Annotated in this window: 14 protein-coding genes; all 14 read left to right on the forward strand. The window is 53.9% G+C overall.

Going from position 1 to position 18,950, the window contains the following annotated elements; genetic code table 11:
- Window positions 1-4 precede the first annotated feature (4 nt).
- The 14 genes from ACI5FR_RS08025 (at window position 5) to ACI5FR_RS08090 (ending at window position 18,926) form a co-directional block, all read left to right on the forward strand.
- Entirely contained in the window at window positions 5-2,284 is a 2,280-nt protein-coding gene (locus ACI5FR_RS08025; RefSeq protein WP_405452737.1) for a beta-N-acetylhexosaminidase family protein, read from the forward strand.
- Window positions 2,285-2,372: 88 nt separating this feature from the next.
- Window positions 2,373-4,049 (forward strand): extracellular solute-binding protein, encoded by a 1,677-nt coding sequence (locus ACI5FR_RS08030; RefSeq protein ID WP_405452740.1) that lies wholly within the window; start codon window positions 2,373-2,375, stop codon window positions 4,047-4,049.
- A gap of 119 nt (window positions 4,050-4,168) precedes the next feature.
- A complete protein-coding gene (locus ACI5FR_RS08035) occupies window positions 4,169-5,026 on the forward strand; it encodes an ABC transporter permease (protein WP_405452979.1) in 858 nt (285 codons plus the stop codon).
- Window positions 5,027-5,040: 14 nt separating this feature from the next.
- Window positions 5,041-5,925 (forward strand): carbohydrate ABC transporter permease, encoded by an 885-nt coding sequence (locus ACI5FR_RS08040; protein WP_405452743.1) that lies wholly within the window; start codon window positions 5,041-5,043, stop codon window positions 5,923-5,925.
- Between the two features lie 70 nt (window positions 5,926-5,995).
- Window positions 5,996-7,156, forward strand: a complete 1,161-nt coding sequence (locus ACI5FR_RS08045) for an aminotransferase class V-fold PLP-dependent enzyme (RefSeq protein WP_405452745.1) — start codon at window positions 5,996-5,998, stop codon at window positions 7,154-7,156.
- Window positions 7,153-8,190, forward strand: a complete 1,038-nt coding sequence (locus ACI5FR_RS08050; RefSeq protein WP_405452748.1) for a zinc-dependent alcohol dehydrogenase — start codon at window positions 7,153-7,155, stop codon at window positions 8,188-8,190. The genes ACI5FR_RS08045 and ACI5FR_RS08050 overlap by 4 nt, the downstream gene beginning before the upstream one ends.
- Before the next feature lie 4 nt (window positions 8,191-8,194).
- Entirely contained in the window at window positions 8,195-9,205 is a 1,011-nt protein-coding gene (locus ACI5FR_RS08055) for a Gfo/Idh/MocA family protein (protein ID WP_405452751.1), read from the forward strand.
- A 29-nt stretch (window positions 9,206-9,234) separates the two neighbouring features.
- Complete coding sequence (locus ACI5FR_RS08060) at window positions 9,235-10,050, forward strand: sugar phosphate isomerase/epimerase family protein (protein WP_405452753.1); 816 nt, start codon at window positions 9,235-9,237, stop codon at window positions 10,048-10,050.
- A gap of 42 nt (window positions 10,051-10,092) precedes the next feature.
- Window positions 10,093-11,118 (forward strand): Gfo/Idh/MocA family protein, encoded by a 1,026-nt coding sequence (locus tag ACI5FR_RS08065; RefSeq protein WP_405452756.1) that lies wholly within the window; start codon window positions 10,093-10,095, stop codon window positions 11,116-11,118.
- Window positions 11,115-12,104: a Gfo/Idh/MocA family protein gene (locus ACI5FR_RS08070; protein WP_405452759.1), complete on the forward strand. Its 990-nt coding sequence runs from the start codon at window positions 11,115-11,117 to the stop codon at window positions 12,102-12,104. The genes ACI5FR_RS08065 and ACI5FR_RS08070 overlap by 4 nt, the downstream gene beginning before the upstream one ends.
- A gap of 33 nt (window positions 12,105-12,137) precedes the next feature.
- Complete coding sequence (locus tag ACI5FR_RS08075) at window positions 12,138-14,240, forward strand: alpha-amylase family protein (RefSeq protein ID WP_405452762.1); 2,103 nt, start codon at window positions 12,138-12,140, stop codon at window positions 14,238-14,240.
- A 153-nt stretch (window positions 14,241-14,393) separates the two neighbouring features.
- Window positions 14,394-14,822, forward strand: coding sequence for an SRPBCC family protein (locus ACI5FR_RS08080; RefSeq protein WP_405452765.1), 429 nt, complete (start codon window positions 14,394-14,396; stop codon window positions 14,820-14,822).
- Window positions 14,823-15,097: 275 nt separating this feature from the next.
- Window positions 15,098-16,594, forward strand: a complete 1,497-nt coding sequence (locus ACI5FR_RS08085; protein WP_405452767.1) for a sulfatase family protein — start codon at window positions 15,098-15,100, stop codon at window positions 16,592-16,594.
- 22 nt (window positions 16,595-16,616) lie between these two features.
- Window positions 16,617-18,926: a helix-turn-helix domain-containing protein gene (locus ACI5FR_RS08090; RefSeq protein ID WP_405452770.1), complete on the forward strand. Its 2,310-nt coding sequence runs from the start codon at window positions 16,617-16,619 to the stop codon at window positions 18,924-18,926.
- The last annotated feature ends 24 nt before the right edge of the window (window positions 18,927-18,950 follow it).

The following is an 18,950-nucleotide window of genomic DNA, read 5'->3' on the forward strand; positions in this document are numbered from 1 at the left end:
ACATATGATGCACAATTCGCTATTGATCCGCGATCGCCTTCGGCAAACGAATAACAACCCGCTGCACCAAGGCAGAAGAGACCCGCACCGATTTGTTCGCCAGCTGACATCGGAGTTTTCGGTAGGATCAGGAGAGATTGAGTTGAGCGGGAGCTGGGCCGTCATTCGTCGCGGCGACTATCCTGGCTTGCATGAAGCGGCAGAAGACCTTCAAGACTTTCTCGCGAAATGCGGCATTGATGTGATCGGCACTCCGGAGGACCGACAAATTGTTCTTCGTATCGATGACGAGGTTCCTTCCGGAGGGTTCCGGCGAACGGTGGATCCGCACAGCATCCAAATTTCCGCTGCCGATATGCGCGGGCTATGGGCGGGGGTCGTCGATCTGGAAAAAGAGATTTCCGTTCGGGGAGCGCCGGTGCTGAGTGTGGGCGAGGTCACAAGGCAACCGCGATGGAAGACGCAGATCAGTCAGGCTCCGTTCGGCTCCAATTACCTGGTGCCCGATTTGTCGCCGGAATACTTATCGGATGACGCTTTCCGAGTGCTCGCCCATTCCGGTGTGAACGGCATGACGATTTACGGCGATTGGCTGCTCTATGTGTGCAGCGACATTTATCCTGAACTCAATTGCCCGGATTATGAACAGAACATCGGCACTCTGCGGAATGCGGCGGAGAGAGCGATGAAGTATGGGATCCAGTTGTATTATGTCCCCGTTAGCCCTAAGCTGGCTTTCGACCATCCGTTGTTTATGAGGGTGCCGGAAGCAAGGGGGGCGAAAATATTCGCCGGCCTAAAACGCGACGCCAAACCGATCCATAACCTTTGCACCTCACACGAGGAGACGCTGGCTTTTCACGCTGAAGTGATGGCTAACCTGTTCAAGGAAATCCCGCAGCTCGGCGGCCTGAACCTCATCATCGGCGGAGAATCCTACTACCACTGCTTCATGCGGCCCGACAAAACTGGTCTTCTCCCCGGGATGAAAACGAACTGCCCTCGATGCTCGGGACGGACACCGGAAGATACGGTGAATGGGCTGCTGAAGGCGACGGCGGAGGCTGTGCACCGATATAAGCCGGATGCGCCTGTCGCGGCTTGGCCATACAGCGCGTTCATCTGGTCCAGCGACCCGGCCCAACTGGAGCTGCTTCAAGGCTTGGATCCTCAGGTCACGTGGCTGAACACGATCGACAAGGACGAATGGGCGCCCAAGGATGGCTACCGGAAAAAGATTTGGGATTACAGCATCGATTACACAGGACCGGCCAGCAATTTGTTGAAGCAGGCCGACATTCTACAAGAACGGGGCATTGATCTGTTCGTGAAGACGGAAACCGCGCTCGGCCTCGAATGTATTCAATATCCTTACATGCCCAGCCTGCACCGATTGGCGGAGAAATGGCGGAATGTCGCTTCCCTGCATCCAGCCGGCGTGCTGCAATCGTGGATGTTTTTCGGCTTTTGGGGATCCCGGGCGGAGGAGCTTGGCTGGTGGACGTCCTGGTACCCGGAGAAGCCAGTTGAGGAAGTGCTGTCTGCGATGGCCAAGAGAGACTTCGGGGCGCTCGGCACGGATATGGTTCGAGTATGGGCGAAGATAAGCGAAGCGGTCTCGCATCTGCCTTACATCGCCACTTACTTTACGGGGCCCGAGTTTATCGGACCGGCACATCCGCTATTCTTTGGCGACGAGGCTGAAAAAAGAGAGGAATTCCAGGCGCTGCTCTATTACCTGCAGGAAAACGAGGAAACGTTTTCGACGACAGTTAACGAGGTTAAGCATTCACTCGTGATGGAAGAAGTGCCGCACAATCAGATCAAGGCCGTTATGAGAATGGAGACCGAAGAAGACTACTGGTCCGTGTTCATGAGGGAGTACGAAAGCGCCGTGCAGCTCTCACAGGAGGCTCTTCATATTCTTGAGGCGCTGCCGGAAGGGGACGATGCGGTGATTCAAGCTTCACTTGCGGAAGAGAAGCAGTTATGTGAATTGGTTTACCGAACCTTCCGATCCACCGTTAACGCCTATACCTTTTTGACAAGCAAACAGAGCGGGGATATGCCGAGCATGCTGGAAACGGCGGAGAACGAGCTGGAAAACGCGAAGCTGGCGCGCCGCATCTATTCGGACTCGCCTTGGCTCGACTTGTCGCTTCGCGTAGACGGCAAATACCCCTCCAGCTTGCAGATGATAGACGTAAAAATCAGAATCATGGAGGAAGAAATCCGGAATGCAAAGGGGGGGGGTCAACAGATCAGGAAAAACTTAACGTCATGAATAATTAACGATGTCAACGCCCCCAGTCTGGTTAGATCAAACCGCTTCCACAACGTGTTAACCATTGGTTAGAGGAGGAGTTGGGCAAATGAAACGTGGATGGATAACGATGGTGGCTTTCCTTCTAGTGCTGCTGCCGGTACTCTCAGCTTGCAGCAAATCGACCGAGGAGCCCGGAAAGAATGGAAGCCCTAGTCCGTCTGCCCCTGCTTCACCGAGCTCGAATGCGAGTCCGAGTCCTGCAGGAAATAAAGACGGCAAGTACAATCCGCCGATCACGCTCACAACCGTAGGCAAAGTGTTACCCACGGTTAAGTACGCTTCAGGCGATTCAGTCGATAACAACCCCTGGACGCGGGCTTATGAAAGCGAATTTGGGGTTAAGGTGAAATATTTGTGGACGGTCGACCCGACTCAATGGGAGCAGAAGACGAACCTGATGATCGCCTCCGGCGACATTCCGGATTTCTTCTTGGCAAGCGGCGTTCAATTCAAACAGTTGGCCGACGCCGGCCTGCTCGCCGACTTGACGGACGCCTACAACACGAAAGCGCCCGACCGCGTGAAAAAGGTGTTGACCGAGGGCGGTGACCAGGCAATCAAGTCCGCCACGATAAACGGAAAGCTGATGGCCATTCCGTGGACGGGAGTACCGAAGGAAGGTTCACAAATGATCTGGGTGCGTACGGATTGGCTGCGAAAGCTGAACCTCCCGGAGCCGAAAACGATGGACGACGTGCTTAAGATCAGTGCCGCTTTTACGGCTCAGGACCCCGACGGCAACGGCAAGGACGACACATTCGGGCTTGCGCTCGACAAGGACTTCGCCTCCATTAACGGCTTTTTGAACGGCTTCCACGCTTACCGGGACATTTGGTTGAAGGACGCTTCCGGGAAGCTGGTCTACAGCACGATTCAGCCGGCCATGAAAACCGCGTTGCAGAAGCTGCAGGATATGGCAAAGCAGAAGCAAATCGATCCCGAATTCGGCACGAAGGCGTTCGCCAAAGCAGCCGAGTCCATCGCGGGCGGCAAAATCGGCCTGATGTACGGCTCCCCATACAGCGGTCTGTTTCCTCTGCAGTCCGGAATCGATAAAGATCCGACAATGGAATGGAAGGCGTTCCCGATCGTTTCGGCAGACGGCCAACAGGCGAAAAATCAGATCGATCTTGGTGTCGTCGGCTACTGGGTGGTGAAGAAAAGCGTCAAGCAGCCCGAAGCGTTGTTCAAAATGATCGATTTCTGGATCAACACGTTCTATGAAAATAAAGACGATGAGATCAACAAGAAATACGTCAACGACGGAAACGTGGAGATTTGGCAAATGAACTCGATTGCGGTCTATAAGGCGTTCAAGAATGCGGATCAGCGGCTGAAGGTCGTGAAAGCATTGGAGACCAAAGATACGTCCGCTCTGACAGGCGACGATAAGGCCGTCTATAACAACATTCTTAAATTCCAGGGCGGAGACAAGAGCGCTTGGGGATGGAACGCCATCTTCGGGAAGGACGGTTCCATGGGCGTGACCGATGCGTATCGCAAAAATGATCAGTTTATTTCCAACGAGTTCATTACTTCGCCTCTGCCGGCGATGGTGGAGAAGGGGCCGGCGCTCGACAAGATGAAGAATGAGCTGTTCACCAAGATCATCCTCGGGACGGCGTCGATCGACCAGTTCGACAAGTTCGTCGAAGACTGGAAGAAAAACGGCGGTGACGAAATTACAAAAGAAGTGAATGATTGGTATGCGAAAAACAAATAAAGACAGCTGCGGATAAGGGGAGGGCGACCGCTTTCCCCTGTTTGTCTCACTACGGCTAACAGAAAGGGCGTGCGTGTGTTGTGAAAAGGAAAGCGATATCCAACATCCCCCTCCACCTGATGCTCTTGCCGGCCGTCATTCTGGTGTTGATCTACAGCTACGGCCCGATGTTCGGGATCGTGATCGCCTTTCAGAAATACATGCCGGTCAAAGGCTTTTTTGAATCGGACTGGGTCGGTCTTAAAAACTTCCGGTACGTGTTCGGCCTGCCGGATACGTTGGAGGTACTGCGCAATACAGTTTTTATAGCCGCTATGAAAATTGCAGCCGGGCTTACGGTGCCGGTCGTCATCGCCCTGCTCCTGAACGAAGTATCGCTCACCTTCATTAAGAGAGGAATCCAGACGCTCATCTACTTGCCGCATTTCTTGTCCTGGGTCATTCTGGGCGGCGTATTGATCGACATCTTGTCCCCATCGCAGGGGATCGTGAATGCTTTTCTTGGGTGGTTAGGCATTGAGCCGATTTATTTTCTCGGGAACAACAGCTGGTTTCCTTACGTGCTGGTCGGCTCGAACGAATGGAAGGAATTCGGCTTCAGCACGATCGTTTATTTGGCCGCCCTTACGAGTATCAATCCTACGCTGTACGAAGCGGCCGTCGTCGATGGGGCGGGCAGGCTGCGGCAAACATGGCACATTACTCTGCCGGGCATGCGGCCGATCATCGTACTGATGGCTACGCTCAGTTTGGGAAGCATTTTGAACGCGGGCTTCGAGCAGGTGTTCAATTTATACAGCCCGCAGGTGTACGAGAGCGGCGACATCATCGACACGTACGTATACCGCATGGGGTTGATCGCGGCCCAATACGGGCCGGCTACCGCGATCGGATTGCTCAAGTCGGTCGTCTCGCTCTGCTTTATTTCCGTCGCCTATTTTTTGGCCTATCGCCTGGCTAATTACCGTATCTTCTAAAGGGAGGGAGGGCTGTGATTGTACCCGCATCGTTTTCGCGAAAGTTGTTTAACGTCATTAATTATTCGTTGCTTCTCTCGCTGGCATTCGCGTGCGTTCTGCCGCTGATCCACGTCCTTGCGATCTCATTCAGCTCCAATGCGGCGGCTACGGCCGGATTAGTGAAGCTGTGGCCCGTCGACTTCACGACGCAATCCTATCATTATGTGCTCAGTACGGGGAAATTTACGAACGCTTTCGGTATTTCGGTAAAACGGGTGGTGCTCGGCACGATCGTCAACATGATTATGACGATCTTGACGGCTTATCCGCTGGCCAAGGAATCCAGCTCCTTTCGTCCGCGAACATGGTACGCCTGGTTTTTCGTGCTCACGATCTTGTTCAGCGGCGGACTCATTCCGTGGTATATGATCATTCGTGCGACAGGGCTGCTCGATTCGATTTGGGCGCTCATTATTCCGGGTGCCGTGCCGGTATTCAGCGTGATCCTCCTGCTGAACTTTTTCCGGGGCATTCCGCGGGAGTTGGAGGAAGCGGCTTTTATTGACGGGGCCGGCCATCTCTCGACGCTGATCCGGGTCATCGTTCCGTTGTCCGTACCTGCACTTGCGACGATCATGCTGCTCACCGTAGTCGGACACTGGAATTCCTGGTTCGACGGGCTCATTCTGATGAATTCGCCGAACCATTATCCGCTGCAGAGCTATTTGCAAACGGTCGTGATTCAGAAAGACTTCACATCGCTCGGAGAAGAAGAGCTGAAGAACCTGAAACTAATCTCCGACCGGACGATCAAGGCGGCCGAAATCTTTTTGGGTGCGCTGCCCGTACTGCTCGTATACCCGTTTCTGCAAAAGTACTTCATGAAAGGGATCGTGCTCGGCAGCGTGAAGGAGTGAGAGAGGAGGAGCGTTATGTAAGACGGGGAGCTCATTCCGAACACACGATTAGGACTAAGGAGTGAAAGCTATGCAATCGCTCATAGACAAAAGCAGATTTATCGGACTCGAGGAGTGCACTTGGTTATACAGCGGGGCTGAAACTCCTGCTCTCAAGGTGGCGGCGGAAGCTGTGCAAACGTATATGCGCATCCGGTCGTTAGGGCCCGCCGGTCGCGAAAACAATGCCCGGATCGAGGCATCCTGCAAAGCGAACGTCGCCCGTCTGCTCGGCGGCAAGCCGGAGGAAATCGCCTTTCTGTCCAACAGCTCCGAGATTGTTTCGATGATTGCGGGGGCTATCGATTTCAAGCCCGGCGACAACGTGGTCATTCATACGCTGGAGTTTCCGGCGGGCGTGCTGCCTTGGCTGCTGCTGAAGGAAAAGGGCGTCACCGTGAGGGTTGTTAACCACACGCGGTGGCAGGTGACGCCGGAAAACATTATGGCGGAGGTCGATAGTCGTACCCGGATCGTAATGACGAGCCACGTCAGTTATTATTCCGGCGCCCGGCTCGATTATCGCAGCCTGTACGCTCGGCTGAAGCAAACGGATACGCTTCTGCTGCTTGACGCTACTCAGTCGTTAGGCGCCGTTTCGGTCGACATGTACGAAGCAGACTTCGTCGTCTGCAGCTCCTATAAGTGGCTCTTGTCTGTGCATGGCCTTGGCATTCTGGGCGTCAATCCGACACGTCTTTCTGCTTTTATGCCGAAGTCTACCGGTTGGCGGGCCGTAACCGACATGTTCAGCCCAAACCGGTTCGAGTCGTTTGCCTTTCTCGAGGATGCCCGCCGGTTTGAGACCGGTTATCCGAGCTACCCGACCGTGTATGCGCTGAATGAATCGGTGCAGGTGCTTCTTGATATAGGAGTCGACCGGATCGAACGGCATATTCTCGATTTGGGCAGTGAATTGATCGGGAAGCTGACAGAGCTCGGTTATGAGATCATGACGCCGGCCGAATCGGAGCGGCGCGCCGGCAATATCTGCATCTTGTCCGATAGTGGAGATGAATTGGCGGCCGAACTGCAGGAGCGAAACATTTATGTATGGGGAGGCGACGGGCGGTTCCGGGTCTCGATCCATTTGTTTAACGACAGTGAGGATATCGCGCGGCTTCTGCAGGCATTGGATTGTTGCCGACGCTCGTCGTCGGATAGGACGGAAGGAAAGAAGGAACCGTTATGAGAGCGCTCGTATGGAATGCAGTTGAGCGGATGGATATAGAGGAAACGGCAGTACCGGCACCCGAGTCTGGCGAGGTGCTTATACGAGTGCTTGCCGTAGGTATTTGCGGGTCGGAGATCGAGGGATATTTGGGCCATAACAGCTTGCGGGTTCCGCCGCTTGTCATGGGCCATGAGTTTTGCGGCATTGTGGAAGAGGCCTCCAGGACGGGAGGGCACCTGCAGGCCGGGCAGAAGGTTGTCGTCAATCCGCTGTTGCATTGCGGAACGTGTCCCAGATGCGTCCGCGGTTTCACGCAGCTATGCGATACGCGGCGTATTATCGGTATCCATCGCCCGGGCGCGTTTGCGGAGCGGGTAACGGTGCCCGAACGTGCAGTGCACGTCGTACCGGACTCGCTGTCGCCGTACCGCGCCTGCTTGGCGGAGCCGCTAGCCTGTTCGCTGCGTGCGACGCGGCGGGCGCTCGCCCGACACCCGCTAGCGAACGTGCTTGTATTCGGCGCCGGCGGCATCGGTCTGCTGTGCGCCAGAGTGGCCCGGCTCCTCGGGGCGGCCCGTGTGATCGTCGCCGACACGAACCCGGCAAGGCTGCAGATCGCGCTGCACGCAGGAGCGGACGGTGCCGTCAACCCCCGGGATCCCGGCTGGGCGGACACCGTGAAGGATGCCTGCGGCCCTCAAGGCTTGGACGTCGTCCTGGATGCCGCCGGGTTCCAGCCCACCCGCGAGCAAGCGGTCCAGCTCGTCAATCCCGGCGGAACCGTGATGAACATCGGCCTCGGCATTGACGGGACGATGCTGCCGGTGAACACGATGATTCGCCGAGAAATCGAATATCTCGGTTCGTTCTGCTACAGCGAGGAAGATTTCGCGCAATCGGTTCGCCTTTTGTCGGATGGGCGCATCACGGAAACGGGCTGGACGCAAGTCCGTCCGTTGGAGGAAGGCGGCGCGGCTTTTGCAGAGTTGGTGGCCGGTAAGGTTCACTATGGGAAAATCATTTTATCGGTAGGCGAAGAGGAGCGAAGATAATACGATGACAACGGTAAATGTCGGCATTATCGGTCTTGGCAGCTGGGGAGAATGCCATGTTGAGGCTTATCGCAGCTTACCTAATGTCCGGATCGCGGCCATTTGCGATACGCGCGAGGAACGACTGGCCGAAATCGGAGACCGCTTCGGCATCGAGACACGCTCACGGTATACACACTATGAAGAAATGCTGGAGCGGAGCGATCTTGATCTAGTAAGCGTCGTAACTTTCGAGAAGGATCACTTGACGCCAACGCTGGCGGCGCTGGCCGGCTGCAAACATGTCCTGGTGGAGAAGCCTATTACCACGAGGCTCAAGGAAGCCAAGGAAATGTACGACGCGGCCGTAAGGCATGACAGGCACTTGCTCCCTGGCCATCTGTTGCGTTTCGATCCCCGGTATATGGATATTCACCGGTCCATCCGCAGCGGCAGTCTTGGTAAGCCGGTCAGCATGTATTTCAAAAGGTCGCGGCAGCGATCTCTGTTCGATACATACTGCCGGACGAACACCGTATACGAACTGACCGTTCATGACTTAGACCTGGCGATTTGGTATGCGGACAGCCCGGTTAAGTCCGTTCAGGCATACGGTCGCCATGTGTCGGGAAGCACGGCTCCCGAAGTGCTGTGGGTCAATCTGGAATTCGAGAACGGCATTCTTGCGGTTCTGCACAGCAACTGGATGACCCCCGACAAGGCTGGAATCGCCATCAACGATGCGGTTGAAGTTATCGGAGATACCGGCATCGCCCACTTCGAAACGGCCAGCGGCGGCCTGCAAGTTTGGAACAATTCGGGGCGCTTCAATCCGGACTTTCATATTCATCACACGGCGGACGGGATCGTGTACGGCGCGTTAAGGGAACAGTTGCAGTATATATGCAATTGCATCGTACAGGGAACCGAGCCGAGCCTAATTTCGTTTACGGATGCGATCCGTGTAATCGAAGCGGCGGATGCGATCGTCCTCTCGTGCGAAACGGGCCAGAGGATCGAGCTCGGGTGCAGCTAATAAACCTACCGGAAGAGAGGACGATTGTCATGGAGATAGGGGTCATCAATTCGTTGACTAACGGCGGGGATTGTTTCGGCCTTGTAGCGAAGTTCGGACTGCATGTTTGCCAGCTCGTCAGCTGGGATCCGTCACTCGCTGTGCCGGAGGTGGCAGAGCGGGTCGTCCGGGAAGCCCATGCGGCCGATGTTCGTGTTTGCGCCATGTGGGCCGGGGTTCCCGGACCGGCCAAGTGGAACTTCACCGAGGGGCCTGTGACGCTCGGCCTTGTGCCGGAAGCGTACCGATCGGAGCGTATTGAAGCACTCAAGCTGTGGGCGGATTTCGCCGTACGGATCGGAGCCCCCGCGATCATCACGCACTGTGGGTTCATACCGGAAAACATGACCGATCCGGCCTATCCCGCTGTCGTTGAAGCAATTCGAGAGGTGGCCGAATATTGCAGCCGTCTCGGGATCGGGTTCTGGTTCGAGACGGGTCAGGAAACGCCGGTCGTGCTCCTGCGCACGATCGAACGTGTCGGCACTTCGAACTTGGGGATCAACTTCGATCCGGCGAATTTGATTTTGTACGGGAAAGGGAATCCGATCGACTCCCTTGATGTGATCGGCGGCTACGTCCGGAATATACATGTGAAGGACGGGTTATACCCGACTAACGGAAACGAGCTGGGTCGGGAGGTTCGGGCCGGACTCGGGAAAGTGAACTTCCCGCAGTTTATCCGTGCGCTTCAAGAGCGGGGATTCAATGGGGAGCTTATCATTGAGCGGGAAATACACGGCGACCAACAAGCCCGAGACATCCGGCAAACGGTAGACGATTTGAAACGATGGCTGGCAGGATGATCTATTGTGTATTGCAAAATGGTGTGAAAGGGGAAATGCAAAATGACGATTCGATTCGGGATTGCCGGAACCGGATGGGTGGCGGGCGAATATGTCCGCAGCATAGAGGGGCATCCGGACGCAGAGTTTGGGGGGATGTACAGCCGACAGCCGCAATATGCGGAGGGACGGCTGAAGGAATGGGGGGTTCAAGCCCGCTTATACGGAACGTTCGAAGAGATGGCCGAAGATCCTGCGATCGATGCGATCGTCCTTTGCTCCACGCCGGAAGTAAGGCCGGAGCAAGCGATTGTGGCCTCACGCCGCGGCAAGCATCTCGTCATCGAGAAGCCGGTCGCTCTCGAGCGCGGGAGCCTGGCCGCCATGGGGGAAGCCATTCGTTCGAACGGGGTCAAAACCGTGACCAGCTTCGTATTACGTTGGAATCCTCTGTTCGAAACGGTAAAGTCGCTTTTGAAAGATGATGCAATCGGCCATGTTTTCATGGCGGAGACGGACTATTGGCACGACATCGGGCCCCGTTATGTCCAATACCGGTGGAGCAGCCGCAAAGACTTGGGCGGCAGCAGCATTCTGTCGGCCGGCTGCCATGCGGTCGATGCCCTCCGCTATTTTGCAGGCGAGGTCGAAGAGGTCAAAGCTTACAGCGGCAGGACGTCACCGGCATCGGAATCCGGATATGAATTTGACCCCAATGTGATGGCCATTATGAAGCTGCGTAACGGCGGGATTGCTAAAGTGTCTTCCTCTCTCGAATGCAGAACCCCTTACAAAATGAACATCCGCTTGTTAGGCGACAAAGGAACCCTGCTCAACAATCAGCTGTTCAGCCACAAATTCCCCGGCCAGACCGATTATGCGACGATCCCTACTATTCTTCCTGACAGCGGGGATGTGACTCATCATCCGTTCGCATTCGAGATTGCCGATCTGATCACCGCCATCCACAGCGGGGGAACGACGCGGTGCGATTTCGAAGACGCTTGCCGGACGATGGAGCTTTGTTTCGCCATTGACGATTCTGCAGCCAGTGGAGAGACGATCCGGCTGCCGGAGGTGCGGAAGTGAGCGTTAAAGTCGGGTTTATCGGGATGGGTGGCATTGCCAAGGCACATCTATCGGTATTGTCCAAAATTCCGGACGTGGAGATCGCTTCGGTCTACGACGTCGATACGGCGAAGGCGGAAGCCGCGGCGGGGCCGCTCAGCGCCCGGGTATTCGACAGCACGGCCGAGCTAATCCAGTCGGGCGGCATCGACGTCCTGTTTATTTGCTCCCCGCAGTTTGCGCGGGACGATGCGGAGGTCGAAGCGGCGCAGCGGGGCATTCATCTGTTCGTGGAGAAGCCGCTCGGACTTCATCTCGATCCGGTCATCCGCAAGGAGAAGCTGGTGCGGGAGAGCGGTGTCATCCATTCGTCCGGCTACTGTCTCCGGTATTTGGACACGGTGCAGAAGGCTAGACAGTATTTGCAGGATAAGACGACCGACATGGTCCTTGCTTACCGGTTCGGCGGTCAGCATGCGCCCTCATGGTGGCGGCGCCTCGAGCTCTCGGGCGGTCAGCTTGTCGACCAGACGACGCACCAGATCGATTTGATCCGCTATATGGCCGGAGAAATAGACGAGGTGTATGCGCAGTTCGAAAGCCGCGCCATTCGGGAAGACGATCCGGACGCGACGATCTACGATATCGGCACATTGGCTCTTCGGCTTGAGAACGGAGCCGTAGGCAGCGTAAGCAATACGTGCACCCTGCCGCATCTGGGACGTTCGGAAGTCGAAATCATGGGAAGAAACTTCTATGTGCAAATTCACGGCTCCAGCCTGCGCATCGTAGACAACGAGAGGGACGTGACGGAAATTTCCCGTCAGAACTATTATGAGGAGCAGGATCGCCGCTTCATAGAAGCCGTTAAGAGCCGCTCTCAGCAGCTCGTGCTGGGAAGCTATACGGACGCGCTGCAGACCCTAGCCGTGACGCTGGCGGCCAACGAGTCGGCGGCGAAAGGCAAACCGTTAAAGCGAATCCCGGGAACGTACCGGTTCGACTAGTGATCAGATAGAACGGGAAGGAGAGTGACTAACGTGACGACCCATCTTAAAGCCAACCCCTGGTACAAAACCAGTTTTCGCCGGCATTTACTCGATATGCACATCCCGGATTGGAATCCGAAGTTTTTGTCGAAGCTCGACGCTGAGCGTTACATAGAGCTGCTCGTACAGGCAAGAGTCGACACCGCAATGGTATACACGAGTTCTTGTCTAGGCTTATGCTATTGGCCGACGCCGATCGGACACATGCATGCCGGCTTGCAGGGGCGGGATTTTATCGGAAGAATGGTTGAACTGTGCAAGGAGAACGGATTAAATGTCATTTTGTACCATAATTTTTGGTCGAAATGGGCGTACGACACTTATCCGGAATGGCGGTTCATCTCCGCTAAGGGGCAAGGCACGGCGGAATACTTGTGGCAGCCCGGCCGATACGGGGTATGCTGCCTGAACTCGCCGTACCGGGATTTTCTCATCCGGCAAGTAGAGGATTTGGCTCGGAATTATGACGCTGACGGCGTGTGGATCGACATGATCCATTGGCCTTATTCCGTCTGTTATTGTCCGCATTGCCGCAAGCGGTATCTTGATGAAACCGGGAGCGAACTGCCGAACTCGGTTGACTGGGGAGATCCCGACTGGATGCGGCTGCAGCGAACAAGGGAACGTTGGCTCGCCGAATTTGCGGCCGACATCACCGCAGCCGTCAAACAGATTCGTCCGGCGATGTCCGTCGGACATCAGTGTGCTTCTTGGCCGGTTGGCTGGCAGAACGGGCTGACGGCTGATTTTTTCCGGCAGACCGACTATACGAGCGGGGATTTCTACGGAGATGCGCTGTTCCAATCGTTCACCTGCAAGGCCCTTTATCATCTGTCGGAAAACAAACCGTTCGAGTTTATGACGTCGCGCAGCCCCGACCTGCACCATCATACGACCATGAAGTCACCTGAATTGTTAAGGGCACATGCTTATTCCGCCTTGGCGAACCACAGCGCCTTCCTGATCATCGATGCCATCGACCCGGAAGGAACGATGGATCCGACTGTTTACGAGGTGATCGGCGGGGTGTACCAAGAGCTGGAATCCTACCAAAGCTACTTCCGGCCGGATGCGGAGTCATGCCAAGACGTTGCCATCTACATAAACTTCGAATCGGAAATCGATTTCGCGGATAACGGCAAACCGGTAATGGAAACGGCCGCCGAGAAACGCTTTATTAAAAATGCGATGAAAGCCGCCAAAGTGCTGATCGAGCAAAACATTCCCTATGGGGTCTTGACGAAGAAAAATCTTGGTGAGCTATCCCGCTTCCAAGTGCTTGTGTTGCCGAATCTGGCCATGATGGACGAAGAAGAGGCCGAAGCGATCCGACAGTTTGTGCAGTTGGGAGGAAGCGTATATGCAAGCAAATCTACTTCCTTGACCGATAAGAAGGGAACCAGGCATTCGAATTTCATGCTCGCTGACGTATTTGGAGTTAACCTGCTCGGGGAGACAGAGGAAACGGTCACATATATGTCGCCTGCAGATGTTAAAGACGATCGGTTTTTGAGGTACTCCGGGCAAACGCCGCTTATGATTTTGGGGACGCAACTCAAGGTAGAGCCCCATCCGGACAGCCGCGTATCCGCAAGCTTGACTTTACCTTACACCCGTCCCGACGACCCGACGACTTGCGCTTCTGCGATCAGCAATCCTCCGGGCACCTCGACGAGCTTTCCGTCTTTGATCGAGCACCGCTTTGGAGCAGGACGATCCTTGTATGCAGCCGGCAATCTGGAGAGCATGGAGGAGTCCGAGCATAAGGAAATTTTCGCGGGTCTTATTCGGTCGCTTGCAACGAAACCGCTTGCCTTCGAATCTACGGCGCCTAAATCGGTAGAGCTGACCTTATTCCACGATCAAGACGAGCGGCGGTATTTGCTGCACCTGTTGAACTTTCAAAAGGAACTGCCGAATATCCCCGTTCATGACATTTCCGTGCGAGTACGATTGAACGGCAAGACCCCCGAATCCGTCTCTCTAGCACCCGGGGAAGAGCAGCTCGTTTTCACAACGGACGGCGACTACGTATCGTTTAACCTACCGAAGCTCGAGACCTATGCGCTCTGTATTGTGAAGTATACGATGTGATCAGGGAGAGAGGAACGAAATAATTTACAATTAAAAATAATAAATATTCCTTGACGAGTATATTCCTAATGAGATATATTAAAGGTGTTCGAACGGTTAGGAAGGCAAAAGCAATGAAAAGAACCTAATATTCTAGTGAGGTGGATCATTAAAATGGAAACAGGCAAAGCAGTAGCGATAACGGTAGAAACCACAGTACTTAAACCGGTTGGAGACGTGTGGGAGTATTGGAACGAGCCGCAGCATATTACTAAATGGTGTGCGGCTTCTGATGACTGGCATGCCCCAGCTGCCGAAAATGATTTAAGAGTGGGCGGCCGATTTACTACAAGAATGGAAGCTAAAGATGGCAGCTTTGGATTTGATTTTGGCGGTGTTTACGATGAAGTGAGAAGAAACGAGTTTATTTCATACACGATGGAAGATGGAAGAAAAGTAGCGATTACGTTCATTAGCGAAGGAAATAACACTAAGGTAATTGAAACTTTTGATGCAGAAACCACCAATTCCGTTGAAATGCAAAAAGCCGGCTGGCAAGCAATTTTGGACAACTTCAAAAAATATAGTGAATCCTCCAAATAAGAGACGGATTTCAACGACTGACCATGGCCTTCGTGAGGTGCTATCAAGCACTTTGACGGAGGCCGCTTTTATGTTCGTTTGAAATTAAGCAGAGGCAGAAGAGATAACGCTGAATATGAAAGGTCATGCCAAATCAAACAAACTGCAACAGATCCTAAAAATAAGTACTTTCTTCTCTTGAACGCAATCGCTTACAATTATTTAGAACGGGATGAGTCGCTAAACCGGGCGGCTGCCCATCCAAGATGAAACATTCAAGGAGAGGATATTACGCGATGCGGACTAAGCCTAACGTGATTTTGATTACGACGGATCAGCAGCGTTACGATAGTGTTGGTATTAACGGCAGCGGCTTTATTCGAACTCCGAATCTGGATCATCTCGGAAGAGAGGGGGCGGTATTCAGCCGGGCTTACTGTCCGAATACGGTATGTACGCCTTCGCGAGTCTCGATGTTGACCGGACAGCACATCTCCCGTCATGGCGCTTACAATGTAGGCACGTATGCGGAGGATTACTCCATCTTTTTAAGCCAAATCTTGCGTGATAACGGTTACCGGACCCATCATATCGGTAAGGCGCATTGGCACCCGTGGCAGGCGGACAGCCCGGAAACCGCTCCGGTTGACGAGAAATGCACGCCATTTCGCGATCTGGCTGGCTTTGAGACAGCGGAGCTAAGCTTGGGGCACGCGTCTTGGGGGGTAAAAGGCCATTATGCCGCTTGGATCAAGCAGAAAGGCCACCTTCCCGAACAATTCAAGGTCAAGGCATTGTTTAACGACGATCCGAACGAGACCGGGGACTGGGAAATGCCGACCGCTCTCCATTCCGGCACCTGGCTGGCCGAGCGGGCCATATCGTTCCTGGAGGAGCATCAGGAGGCTTCCCAAGGGCAGCCGTTCTTCCTGAACCTGGGCTTTCAGGATCCGCATCATCCACACATTGTTCCTTATGATTATACGAACAGGGTCAACCCGGACGAGATTCCGCTTCCCGACACGGATTTGACAGGCGAAAGCGGCCTTGTCGAGCATATTCCTATATTTCATAACGGGACCTTTTCCAAATCACGGTTTGTCGGCCCATTCGTGATTGCGGGCAACGGGGATCATGCATGGGTGCCCTACTTTAAAGATCCTCAGAAAAGCAAGCTGACGCGGGCGTATTACTATACCATGGTTCAATTGATCGACGAGCAGCTCGGTATCATTCTCGATCAATTGGATCGGCTTGGCTTGCGGGACAATACGATCGTCATCTTTACATCGGATCATGGGGAAATGCTTGGCGATCATTCGATCGGGATGAAGGGTCCGCTAGTGTACGAAGGCGTAACCCATATCCCGATGCTGATTCGCTACCCGGAAGGCTTCGCTCCTTGTCAGGTGACGGAATGCGTTTCACTCATCGACTTGCTTCCGACGATCTTGGATTTTGCCGGAATTGACGATCATGTGAGGAGAGATGGCATCAGTTTGAAGCCGGCCTTGCAGCAGGGAGCCGCATTGCCGCGGTCGGGAGTGCGCATCGAATACAAGGAAGAGCCGGAGCGGATCCGATTCAAATGTTGGGTGACACCGGCCTGGAAATTGGCCGTTTATAACGGGGAGACATTCGGGGAATTGTATGATCTGCGGAACGATCCTGGCGAAAAGATCAATCTGTTCGAGGCAGCCGAATATGCTGGCATCAGGCAGCAGCTCCTAATTGAAATGATCTCCGATATGGAACGAAGCGAACCGGTCAGCGTAAGACCCTGCAGGGTTTAGAGGAGGGAGTTGGGGGAGTTTGATGAAACGGTTTATCACCCGAACCATGTTTCTCCGATTATTCATTTATTCCCTGACGGTTATCTTTTTCTTGAACCTGACAATGGGAGCGCTTACATATTTTTATTTTAAACGTACTATTCAACAGCGCGAAACGAAGCAAAGCCAGGAAACGTTAAACCAAACCAAGCAGATGGTCGAGAGCACGATTCAGGAAATCCAAAAAGTGGCGATGGCGATCAGCGAAAATATTTCCGTCCGCAAAATTCTGGTGATGCCCGCCGGGCAGATCGGCTATTCCGACGCTCAGGCGGTCATCGGCATGCTGAATGAGAAGATCAGCTCATCGAATTATCTTCATTCGATCTATTTGTACAACGAGCATCTTGGAAAGATCATTTCCGGCGAAGGGATCATCAGCCTGGAGCAATTTTGGGACCGGGACGTGTTTGACCGGCTCAGCCACGAACCTCCATATGGCCGATGGCTGGAGCCTCACCCGATTCCTTTTACGAGCGGGGATGAAACCATGGTGATTACATACGCTCTGCGCATCCCGGTGGGAGAGAAAGCGGACAATTACGTCATGTTCAACATCAAGATGGATCTGTTCTACCAAACGTATATCCGGCCTAACCCAAATACCAGTAACGATGTGGCCATTCTGAACGAGCAGGGCAGAACGATGCTGTACAACGATAATTCCGCAAAATTCGGCCTCACGGAACGAGAGTTCACGAATCCGGAAGCGGTGAGCCCGCAGGGCTGGTTAACGAAGACGATGAACGGCCAGAAGATGTTCGTCTCCTATGTAAAATCGGATTTCAACGGGTGGTTATATATTAAAGCGGCACCGATGTCGGTGGTGTTCAAGGAATCCGATCTGATCCTCAAGGTCGTTCTCATCATCTCTCTCATATGTTTAGCGGCCGGAACGATTCTCGTCCTGCTCATGTCGGGTCGATACTACAAACCGATTTATTCTCTTGTCCAAGGCCTATCGGGCTTGAACGATGGTGTGGCCGCCAATGCGAAAACGCAGCGCCGGACGGATGATTTGAGTCTTTTGCGCACAACGTTTTATCATCTGATGAAAGAGAACGAACATGTACGGGAGGAAATGAGGCGCCACGAAGCGATATTGAGAGATCATTTTCTGCTGGGGCTGCTGCTCGGGCGCGAGAGCGATCCGCACGAAGTGGCCCGCTCGGTGAATTATTACGATTTGGCGCTTCCGGATACCGGATATGTCGTGCTTCTGCTTCACCTGTACTCGGTTCGGGGCGGATCGGATGCGTCGCGGGAGCAAAGCCATATATTGACGTTCCGAATCCATCAGGTCTGCGTGCATTTCTTGGGTTTGGCCGGAGGAGGTGCCGTCATTTCCCTGGATCATCGGCATATCGCGCTTATCATGCCGGCGGTCGTTGCTCAAGCATTGGATGCGGACCATTTCGCCAAGCAGAATGCGCTGCAGCTGACCGACCGGATTATGAAGGAGGTCGGCGAGCCGGTCTCGGTGGGGATAGGCGCCTATCGCGCGCATCTGTATGAAATTGAAGGCTCCTTCAATGAAGCGAAGGAAGCGTTGCTGTTCGAGAATTTGGCGGGAGAAGCCTGCATGATCAGCATCTGGGACATACGGCTCGATTATGGCGGAACAAGAATATGGATGGATTTTACCCGTAAAATCGAGAATTTGAAGGTGGAAATCAAGCTTGGCAACTTATCGAAATCTCTAGAAGGGTTAACGGAGATACTGGACGAGATCGGGGATCGGGAAGAGGTCAATTACCGGGAAAAGCAGCTGCTGCTCAGCCAGCTGGTGTATGCGGTGATTACGGCAATGATGGAATTGAATCCGAGCCTAAAGGGCATTTATGACGGGGACCCCTATTTGGAATATAACCGGTTGTCCACAATGGAGCAAATCAAGGACTGGCTGCGCGGCACTACGGTGCGTGCAGTCAAGTATGTCAGGGATAAACGGGACAACAAGAATGCGGATCTAATCCAGCAGATTTGCCGGTATATCGAGAGTAGCTATAGGGAAGAGCTGACCCTGCAGGAGATTGCGGAGAAGGTGTTGATGAATCCGCAGTACTTTTCCAAAATATTCAAGGAGGTTACAGGCAAAAACTATTTGGAATATTTGACGGAAGTCCGCTTGGCGGCGGCGGCGAGACTGTTGGAGTCCGGCGAATCGAAAATATATGAGGTCGCGGAAAAAACGGGCTTCGGCAATAAGACGAACCTGATTCGCGCATTTAAGAAGCATTATAGTATGACACCGACGGACTATCGAAATCGTCAAATTCAGGTCGGGAAGTAATGATGTTGTGGGATGCAAGACATT

This window comes from Paenibacillus sp. HJGM_3, from assembly GCF_045062745.1.
GTDB lineage: Bacteria > Bacillota > Bacilli > Paenibacillales > NBRC-103111 > Paenibacillus_AA.